Below are 8,454 nucleotides of genomic sequence, written 5' to 3' on the forward strand. Positions count from 1 at the left end.
CATGGCGCAGCCGGGTGACAAGCGGGGAGTCGCCTTCGCCGCCATCGTGGCGGTCATCGCCGCCGTCGGCATCTACCTGACGATGTGGCCGGACTCCGGTGACACGGACGCCGGGCAGCCGTCCGCCGGCCGGACCACGACCGTCTCACCGGCTGCGCCGAGCAAGCCGCTGGCGACCGCCAGCGGCAAGCCGTTCGACATCTACTCCTACCTGCCGATGACGAAGGAGCAGCTCGCCGCGGCGGCCGACCTGGCTGAGCGGTTCACCGCCGCGTACGGGACGTACCGCTACGACGAGGAGCCGTCGGCCTACGCGAATCGGGTCAAGGTGTTCACCACCGCAGATTTCGGCAACGTCCTGGCGAGGACGCGGACCTCGCCCGGCACCGTCGACCATGACCGAGCCGACGAGATCGTGGCCGCCGGAACGGCCAAGATGAAGGAGATCAGGCAGGTCGAGCAGTCGTCGGTCGTCTTCGTGGTCACCGGAACACAGCAGATCACCGCCAAGAGCGGCAACAAGCAGCTCGTGGACGACTACGCGGTCACGGTGAGCCAGATGGGCTCCGACTGGCGGGTCTTCGACCTGCAACCCGCCGACGACGGCCAGGACGGAGACACCCAGGGGTGAACACCTCCCGCGCCCACGTCGCCCTGGCGGTCGGAGTCGCCGGGGTGCTGCTCCTCGCCGTCATCATCATGTCGCCGATGCTCATGACCTCGATCCCGTCGTTCCTCGGCAGCGGAGGCACCGGCCGTACCGACTGCCTCGACGGCGGCACCCCCGTACAGGAGGTGTCCGACACCGGCGCCGCGGACATCCCGGCCGACTACCTGGAGCTCTACAAGAAGTACGGCAAGAAGATCGGCGTCCAGTGGAACATCCTGGCCGCCGTCGGCAAACGCGAGACCGACCACGGCCGTTCGAACATGGCGGGCGTCAAGAGTGGCACCAACTACGCGGGCGCGGCCGGGCCGATGCAGTTCCTGATCAGCACGTGGGGCGGCAAGGCGCAGATCGCGATGTCGTCGAAGTTCAGTGGGTACGCCTCCGACGGCAACGGTGACGGCGTCGGTAACGTCTACGATCCCGCCGACGCCATTCTGGGCGCCGCGAAGATGCTCAAGCGCAACGGCGCTCCGGAGAAGGTACGGCAGGCGCTGTTCATCTACAACCGCGCTTGGTGGTACGTCGACCAGGTCGAGCAGATCGCCAAGGGCTACGCCAAGTCCGGTGACGTCGAGGTGCCGCCGCAGGCCGACGACTCCTGCGACGATCCGCTGGTCGAGGCCGCGCCGAGCGACGTGGTGGCCAAGATCCTGGAGTTCGCGCTGGCCCAGCGCGGCAAGCCGTACCTGTGGGGCGGGACCGGACCCGACGCGTTCGACTGCTCCGGCATCATCTACGCCGCCTACCGGGCGGCGGGGTTGTTGATCCCGCGGACCACGTTCGGGCAGTGGCCGTTCGGCGTGAAGATCTCGCAGGGCGAGGAACAGGCGGGCGACCTGGTGTTCTTCAACGCCGGGCCGGGCACGGGACCCGACAACCCCGGACACGTCGGGATGGTCGTGTCGAAGGGCAAGATGGTGGAGGCGCGCTGCACGCTGTGCGGGCCGATCAAGGTGACCAGCTACCAGGCGCGCGACAATATCGTGGGTTTCACCCGACCGTTACAGAACCCCGACGTGCTCGAACAGCTGAAGAAGCTGCAGAATGCCGCACTATGACAGTGATCGTGGTAGCGGCAGTGATCGTTTCGTCAGACGGGCGCGTGCTCGCCGCGCAACGGGCCGAGCCGCCCGCGCTCGCCGGCGGGTGGGAGTTCCCGGGCGGCAAGGTGGATCCCGGCGAGGCTGAGGTCGAGGCGCTGATCCGGGAGTGCCGCGAGGAGCTCGGGGTGACCGTGTCCGTGGGCGCACGGGTCGGCGGTGACTGGCCGCTGTCCGAGGGGTACGTGATGCGGGCTTGGCTGGCCACGGTGGCCTCGGGTGTGCCGGAGGCCAAGGAGCATCTGGCGCTGCGGTGGCTCGGGCCCGGCGAGTACTACGACGTGGCGTGGCTCCAGGCGGATCTGCCGCTCATGAACGCCGTGGAAGATCTGCTCAGGCAGGATTAACCGTCTCCTCTGAGTGACATAACGATTACTACGAGTAATGTCACTCGGCCGGGGGGAGGCGACGTGGTCAGACATGGCTGGATCGTGGCGGGGGCACTGGCCTTCGCCGGGGCGTCGGTTGTGGTGGGCATACAGTGCGAGCCTGTGGCGGCCCAGGTCTTCAGGGCCGCTGGAGCGGCTGGGATGGCGCTGGTGTTCGAGCGGCTGGGGGATCCGGCTGACTTCGGGAAGTGGGTACGGACCGGGGACGCGCTGCGCTTTCGGGTGAGTCTGGACGGGCTGGGGCACGACGCCCGGCTCGCGGTGGCGACCAGCCCGGCGCGGGCTCTCACGTCGATGAGGTGTCCCGGCTTGCCTGTTGCGGCCTCTGGGGGGTCGAGCACGGGGCTGGGTGAAAGCGGGCTTACGGCGGGCGGACTCCAAACCGGTGGGCTTCAGACGGGTGGGCTTCAGGCGGGTGGGCGACCGGTTGGCGGAGGGCCGGTGCCAGACGGCGCCCTGGCGGCCCGGACCGCGGCGGTGAACGCGCTCGCCGGTGAGGTGGCCGGCGGACGGGCGGTTGGCGGGGCCGCTACGGGTGAACAGGCGGTTGACCGGGCGTCTACGGGTGGACAAGCGGTTGGCGGGGCTCCAACGGGCGGGCAGACGACTGGTGGGGCGTCTACGGGCGGGCAGGCCACTGGTGGGCAGGGGTTCGGGGTGGTCGGGGCCGAGCCGGCATCGGTCGGTGTCCTGGCGTCTGGGCCGTCGTCGATGCTGACCGCGTCGGTGGTCACCGCGCCCACGGCGACGGCGCCGGGCGGGATCGTGCCTGGGGGCGTTCCTGCGGCTCGGGTGTGCGCGCTGGGTGATGCGGCGGGTGATCGGTCCGTGGACGTGCTGCTCACGGTGCCGCGCGGACCGAGGGAGGTCGTGCTCACGGCGGCTGCTCGGGCGCGTGAGATGGGGGGCGGTGCTGTCACGACCGTCGTCGGCTCCACTGCGACGCCCGTCAAGGCGCCAGTGAGAGCGCCAGTCAAGGGGGCGTCTGCCGAGACCCTCTCAAAAGGGGCGAAGACGTCTGTCGAGGGCATCTCAAGCAGGACGAAGGCGACTGCTGAGGGCCTCCCGAACGGGGCAAGGGCCTCTGTCGAGGGCCTCTCGAAGAGAACGCGCGGCGAGGTGGGGGTCCGTGGGAAATCCGCCGACGACGGGACGCGGACGTTCGTCGAGATCCCGCGCGGTGACCTCGCGCTGAACGGCCGGGCGGTGCGTGTAAGACCCGGCACCGACGACGCTCATCCGGCCGGTAAGGCACCTGCTGGACGGCCGGCTCCCACGAACGGCCATCCGGGCAAGTCCCATCTGCGGACCGTCTCGGCCGGTCACGGGCACGCGTCTCACGGAGTCCCGGGCGGCACGACCGTACAGGCCCAGGTCCTCCCACCGCAGACGCAACCCGAGCCCGCGCTGAGGCTGCCTCAGGTCGCTCCCCCCGTGACGCCTGTGACGCCTGTGACGCCCGTGACGCCCGGGACCGTCGTTGGCGGCACCCCAGGGTTCCCCCCTCCGGGGGCCGGCCCCGCGGGGACTTCGGGACTCGGCACCAGCGGTACGCCGGGACTTGGCACCAGCGGTACGCCGGGACTCGGCACCCCAGGACCCGGCACTCAGGGACTTGGTACTCCCGGTTTTGGCGCCGGTGCGGCGACCGGATGGGGCGCCATGACTTCGGCCGAAGAAGTCGGGGCGCCACTGCCTCTCGCCATTTCCGGCAACCGCTTTCAACCGGCCGAACGGGTGAATCCCCTGGCAGGCGTACGCGGGCTGCCGTGGGCCGCGGGCGGGATCGCGGTGCTGCTGGGAGGGCTGTGGCTGGTCGCCAGGGCGCAACGCGCGCGATTGTGGCGAAAGGTGTTGTAATTCCGTCTTTACTGTTACTTTTACCCGGCTAGGATTCCCTTGACCATGGTTTCGGGACTGCGCGGAGGGCACAGGTGGCACGTACGCGAGCGACGGCCGTGTCCGCACTGATCCTGGCCTTGGGATTGGCCGGTGCCGGTGCGGTCCCCTTCGTCATCCAGAGTGCGAACGCCTCCGCGGTGGCCTACGACCCCGACGTCGATCCTTGCGAGGCCGGGGAAGTGTGCGACATCACCCCGGAGACCACCGTCACCATCACCACGACGATGGACACTCCCACGCCGGACCCGGAAACGACGATCACCAAGACCGTCACCGCGCCCACGAAGACGACGACGAAGACGTCCACCCCGAAGCAGTCGAAGAAGCCGAGCACGTCCAGCACCCCCAGCACCCCGAAGACCACGCCCTCACAGATGCAGCCGCTCCCGTCGCAGAGCGTGGACGTGCCGTCCGTGACCCCCTCGACCACGCCGGAGGATACGGAACCGGCAGTCGTCCTGCCCAGCGTGGCGCCCACCGAGACTCCCCCGACGTCGCCATCGCTGACCTCGGCGGAGAGCCCGACGGACGAGTCGGTCCAGCTCGAAATGCGGAACGCGGCCCCCGAGTACGACCAGCAGACGGTGGCCCGGCAGCTCAGCATCCCGGCGCTCATCCTGGTGCTGCTCGCGCTGTTCGCGGTGCTCATCTTCGAGGGCCGCCTGCGCCGGATGGCCCACGCGGCGGCCGTGCGCAAGGCGGGCCCGCAGATCGGCCCGGGTCAGCCCGGCTTCCCTGGAGCTCCCGGTGGGGCTGGAGCCCCTGGACCGACCGGTTACCCGGCAGGTCCCGGCTATGCCACGGCAGCCTTCCCGGCGCCCGGTTATCCGGGTGGCACGGCGTACGCGCCGATCATCAGCTTTGTCCCCGTGCAGACCTATCCGGGCGGACAGGTCCAGTATGGCGCGGTCTACCAGGACCCGAACGTGTACGGGCAGCCCGGCTACAGCCCCGAGCAGCCGCCCACGGCGGCGGGTGAGCCTGTGGTGCTGCATCCGGATGAGTTCGACTCGTTCAGTCACGAGCCCGCCAAGCCCGACTTCGATGCCTTCAGCCGCCCCGAGGAGGAGCCGTACCGGGCTCCATTCGAGGCTCTGGTGCCCGCTGAGCAGCCGCCGGCCGACATCCCTCCCGGAGGCTCCGGCCCGTACGAGGACTCGCCTGAGCGGCCCCTGGGCGCCGCCTCGGCCGCCGAGACCGGCGACGCCGAGCCGTGGGACGCTTTCGGCCCCGCCACCACCTCGGCCACGCCAACCGCCCCGGCCGACGCACCGCTGGCCGACGCTCCGTTGGCCGACGCGCCGCCGGTCGAGGCGCCTCCTGCCGACGACGTGACCGCCATCCAGCCGCTTCCTCCGCAGGAGCCCAAGCGCCGTTGGGGCCGAAGCTAGTAACTCGGTCATGCGCTTGTCCGAAGAAGGCGGCCAAGAACGAGTCGTTACGGCGAGCGCCCCGTGAGCGTTCACGACCGGCGCTGGAATGTCGCGCGCCGACGTCGGTGGGGCGGGTAGCCCATGCGAAGCCGTACAGGATGGAAAGAACCACGTTGGCGGCACGCGGTCAGATCGCCGTGAGCACCGACGTCGGCGGGGCGCATGAAGGCGGGGGTTGCTCAGGTGCGGGCGACGGGGACCTCCCAAGGCGCACGAAGGCGGGGTGCTCAGGTGCGAGCGATGGGAGCTCGGTGGTCAGCTCAGGTGTGACCGACGGGAGTTCGGCGGTCAGCGCGGGTGCGGGGATTCAGCGAAAGCTTGAGCGCGGCTGACGCTTGTTCGACGAAACCTTAAGTTCGGGTGACGAGTTTGTCGAAGGTGTGGTCGGGGAGGAGGGCGTTCATGCGCAGGAGGAGTTTGGCCAGGTAGCCGACCGCGTAACGCGGCTTCGGGGACGTGGACTCGATGGCGGCGCGGATGCACTGGGCGACCACGGCGGGGTCGGAGGCCTTGCTGCCGGAGAAGGACTGTTCCGCGCGGTCCGCCATCGCGTTCGCCACGGCGGCGTAAGCCCCCTTGCCGGAGACCTCTCTCAGGTCGCGGGGCGTGCTCGACTCGAATTCCGTCTTGATGAGGCCGGGCTCGACGAGCACCACCTTGATGCCGAACCGGCCGACCTCCTGGCGGAGACTGTCGGTATAGCCTTCCAGGGCGTGTTTCGAGGCGTGGTACCAGCCGCCGAGCGGGAGCGAGATCACCCCGCCGATCGACGAGACGTTGACGATCGTGCCGGAGCCGCGCTCGCGCATCCCCGGCAGGACCAGCTGGATCAGCCGCGCGGGCCCGAACAGGTTGACCTCGAACTGGTGGCGCCCGCTGTCGATCGGCACGTCCTCGGCGGCGCCGTACACGCCGACGCCGGCGTTGTTCACCAGCGCGTCGATGCCCGGCTGCTCGTCGAGGACGGTGCTGACGACGCGCTCCAGGTCCTCCTCCTTCGTGACGTCCATCGCGAGGGTGTGACCGCCGGCCTGCCGGATGTCCTCCATCCGGTCGACGCGCCGGGCCACGCCGTACACCGTGTGGCCGGCACGCAGCAGTTCGAGCGCGGTGGTGTGGCCGATGCCGGCCGAGGCGCCTGTGACGAGGCAGATCTTGGCTGCCATGGAACGACCTTTCTCAGATATCACCTATGCGGTAGCGGAACAGCGACATGGCGTTCCGCATCCAGGCCATCCTCGTGAGGGCCTGGAGGGTCAGGCGGTAGTGCGGGGCGGGGATCAGTTCGAGGTTCGACAGGACGGGGACGCGGTCGAGCAGGGTGAGCCCGCCGGTCCAGTGCTCCGGCTCGTGCGGATCGGCGAGTGACGAGAGCTGCCAGCCGAGCGTCCTCGAGAAGGCGGCGAGCCAGGGAGCGATGGCGTCGAAGGCGAGCTCGCCGTGCGGGATGCGTTCGGCCAGCCGGACGAGGAGTTGCCTGACGTCCGGTGCCATGAGGTACATCAGCAGTCCCTCGGCGATCACCAGCACCGGACGGCCGGCGGGGATCGACTCCAGCCAGCCGGGCTCCGTCACCGAGGAGGCGATCATCCGGTAGTGGTCGCGCTCGGGGTAGAGGCGCCTGCGCAGCTCGATGACCTCGGGGAAGTCGACGTCGATCCATTCGACGCCGGGCGGCGGGTCGATGCGGAGGACCCGGCTGTCCAGGCCACAGCCCAGGTGCAGCACGGTGGCGTCGGGATGGTCGGCGAGGTACTGCCTGGTCCAGGTGTCGAGCCGCCTGGCACGCAGCAGGCCCAGATAGCGGTCGCCGGCCGCCATCTTGATCTTGAAGCGGTTGTAGTCGAGGCGGGCGAGCGTGTCGGCGGCCCAGGGGTCGTCGAGGATCGGGTGCGCCGAGCGGCTGTCGAGTGCCCTGAAGTACAGCGTGTACAGGAGGGTTTCCTTCGCGCCGGTGAGTTCCACCTTTTCTGTGCGCATCTGTCAGTCCTGTCTGGTGGGGTGCGTCCCGTAGAGCAACTCCCGGTAGGGCGGGATCAGGCTGTCGTAGATGGTGATGATCTCCGCGGCGGCGGCGGCGATCACCTGCGGCCCTGGCGGCACGGCCGGTTCGTACGCGTGCCGGACGATGTGCGCCAGCGCCCCGGCCTTGGCCTCCAGGTCCGGCTCGTCGGGCACCGGTGCCAGGGTGTCGAGGAGGTAGAAGCCGGTCTGCGTCGCCATCAGGCCGTACATCAGGTGCTCGACGTCGTCGCGGAACAGGCCGTGACGGAGCATCACCTCGTGGAAGCGCGCGGTGGCGAGCAGCTCGTTGCCGCGCGTCGCGCGCTCCGCCATCCTGCCCTGGAGCAGCGGCAGGTTGCCGGTGAGGAGCGCGCGCAGCACCGGCCTGCGGTTGACGACCAGGAACAGCGTGCTGATCATGCGGTGCGGCAGCACCACGGACGGATCACGGCGCAGCTCGCCGAGCAGCGTCTCGATGTAGATGACGGCCTCGCGCACGAACACGGCCTCGAAGAGCTGCTGTTTGGTACGCCAGTGCAGGTAGACGGTGCCCTTGCCGATGCCGGCCCGCTGAGCGATGTCGTCGATCGTCACCTTGCGGAACCCGAGGCGCACGGTCAGCTCGGCCGCCGCGTCGAGGATCCGGTCGGCGCGGTCGGCGGCTTCACTCGGTCTTCCCAGCATCCGACCTCCATGGTGACTTGATGACCAGTTTAGCAAAACCAGTCAACAAGTCACACTCCCCGAAACAGAAAGGCCGGTGAGGGGAGCCCTCACCGGCCTTGGTCTCGCTACGACGCTACTTGGCGCGCTTGAAGATCTTGTTGCCCAGCCACACGATCGGGTCGTACTTCCGGTCCGCCACGCGCTCCTTCATCGGGATGAGCGCGTTGTCGGTGATCTTGATGTGCTCGGGGCAGACCTCGGTGCAGCACTTGGTGATGTTGCAGTAGCCC

The 8,454-nt window shown here is 69.3% G+C and carries 7 protein-coding genes and 1 pseudogene; 4 read left to right on the plus strand and 4 right to left on the minus strand.

Features of this window, described 5'->3' with window-relative positions; all coding sequences use genetic code 11:
• Position 1: 1 nt before the first annotated feature.
• From KME78_RS37235 to KME78_RS37250, 4 genes are all read left to right on the plus strand, one after another.
• Positions 2–631: a hypothetical protein gene (locus KME78_RS37235; RefSeq protein WP_219534130.1), complete on the plus strand. Its 630-nt coding sequence runs from the start codon at positions 2–4 to the stop codon at positions 629–631.
• Entirely contained in the window at positions 628–1,728 is a 1,101-nt protein-coding gene (locus KME78_RS37240; protein WP_308127280.1) for a C40 family peptidase, read from the plus strand. Before KME78_RS37235 ends, KME78_RS37240 begins: the two co-directional genes overlap by 4 nt.
• A complete protein-coding gene (locus KME78_RS37245) occupies positions 1,725–2,117 on the plus strand; it encodes a (deoxy)nucleoside triphosphate pyrophosphohydrolase (RefSeq protein WP_219534131.1) in 393 nt (130 codons plus the stop codon). Before KME78_RS37240 ends, KME78_RS37245 begins: the two co-directional genes overlap by 4 nt.
• A 1,976-nt stretch (positions 2,118–4,093) precedes the next feature.
• On the plus strand, positions 4,094–5,452 hold the full coding sequence (locus tag KME78_RS37250; protein WP_219534132.1) for a hypothetical protein: 1,359 nt from the start codon (positions 4,094–4,096) through the stop codon (positions 5,450–5,452).
• Between the two features lie 392 nt (positions 5,453–5,844).
• Here KME78_RS37250 and KME78_RS37255 read toward each other — a convergent pair whose 3' ends face one another.
• The 4 genes and pseudogenes from KME78_RS37255 to KME78_RS65005 all read right to left on the minus strand — a co-directional run.
• Positions 5,845–6,660: an oxidoreductase gene (locus KME78_RS37255; RefSeq protein WP_219534133.1), complete on the minus strand. Its 816-nt coding sequence runs from the start codon at positions 6,658–6,660 to the stop codon at positions 5,845–5,847.
• Between the two features lie 13 nt (positions 6,661–6,673).
• Positions 6,674–7,474: a class I SAM-dependent methyltransferase gene (locus KME78_RS37260; protein WP_219534134.1), complete on the minus strand. Its 801-nt coding sequence runs from the start codon at positions 7,472–7,474 to the stop codon at positions 6,674–6,676.
• A gap of 3 nt (positions 7,475–7,477) precedes the next feature.
• Positions 7,478–8,182 carry a TetR/AcrR family transcriptional regulator gene (locus tag KME78_RS37265; protein ID WP_219534135.1) on the minus strand — a complete coding sequence of 235 codons (705 nt, stop codon included), beginning with the start codon at positions 8,180–8,182 and terminating at the stop codon, positions 7,478–7,480.
• Positions 8,183–8,297: 115 nt separating this feature from the next.
• Positions 8,298–8,454 (minus strand): annotated as a pseudogene (locus tag KME78_RS65005) (succinate dehydrogenase/fumarate reductase iron-sulfur subunit); the annotation flags it as partial.

The sequence above is a fragment of the Nonomuraea guangzhouensis genome (genome assembly GCF_019396345.1).
Taxonomy (GTDB): domain Bacteria; phylum Actinomycetota; class Actinomycetes; order Streptosporangiales; family Streptosporangiaceae; genus Nonomuraea; species Nonomuraea guangzhouensis.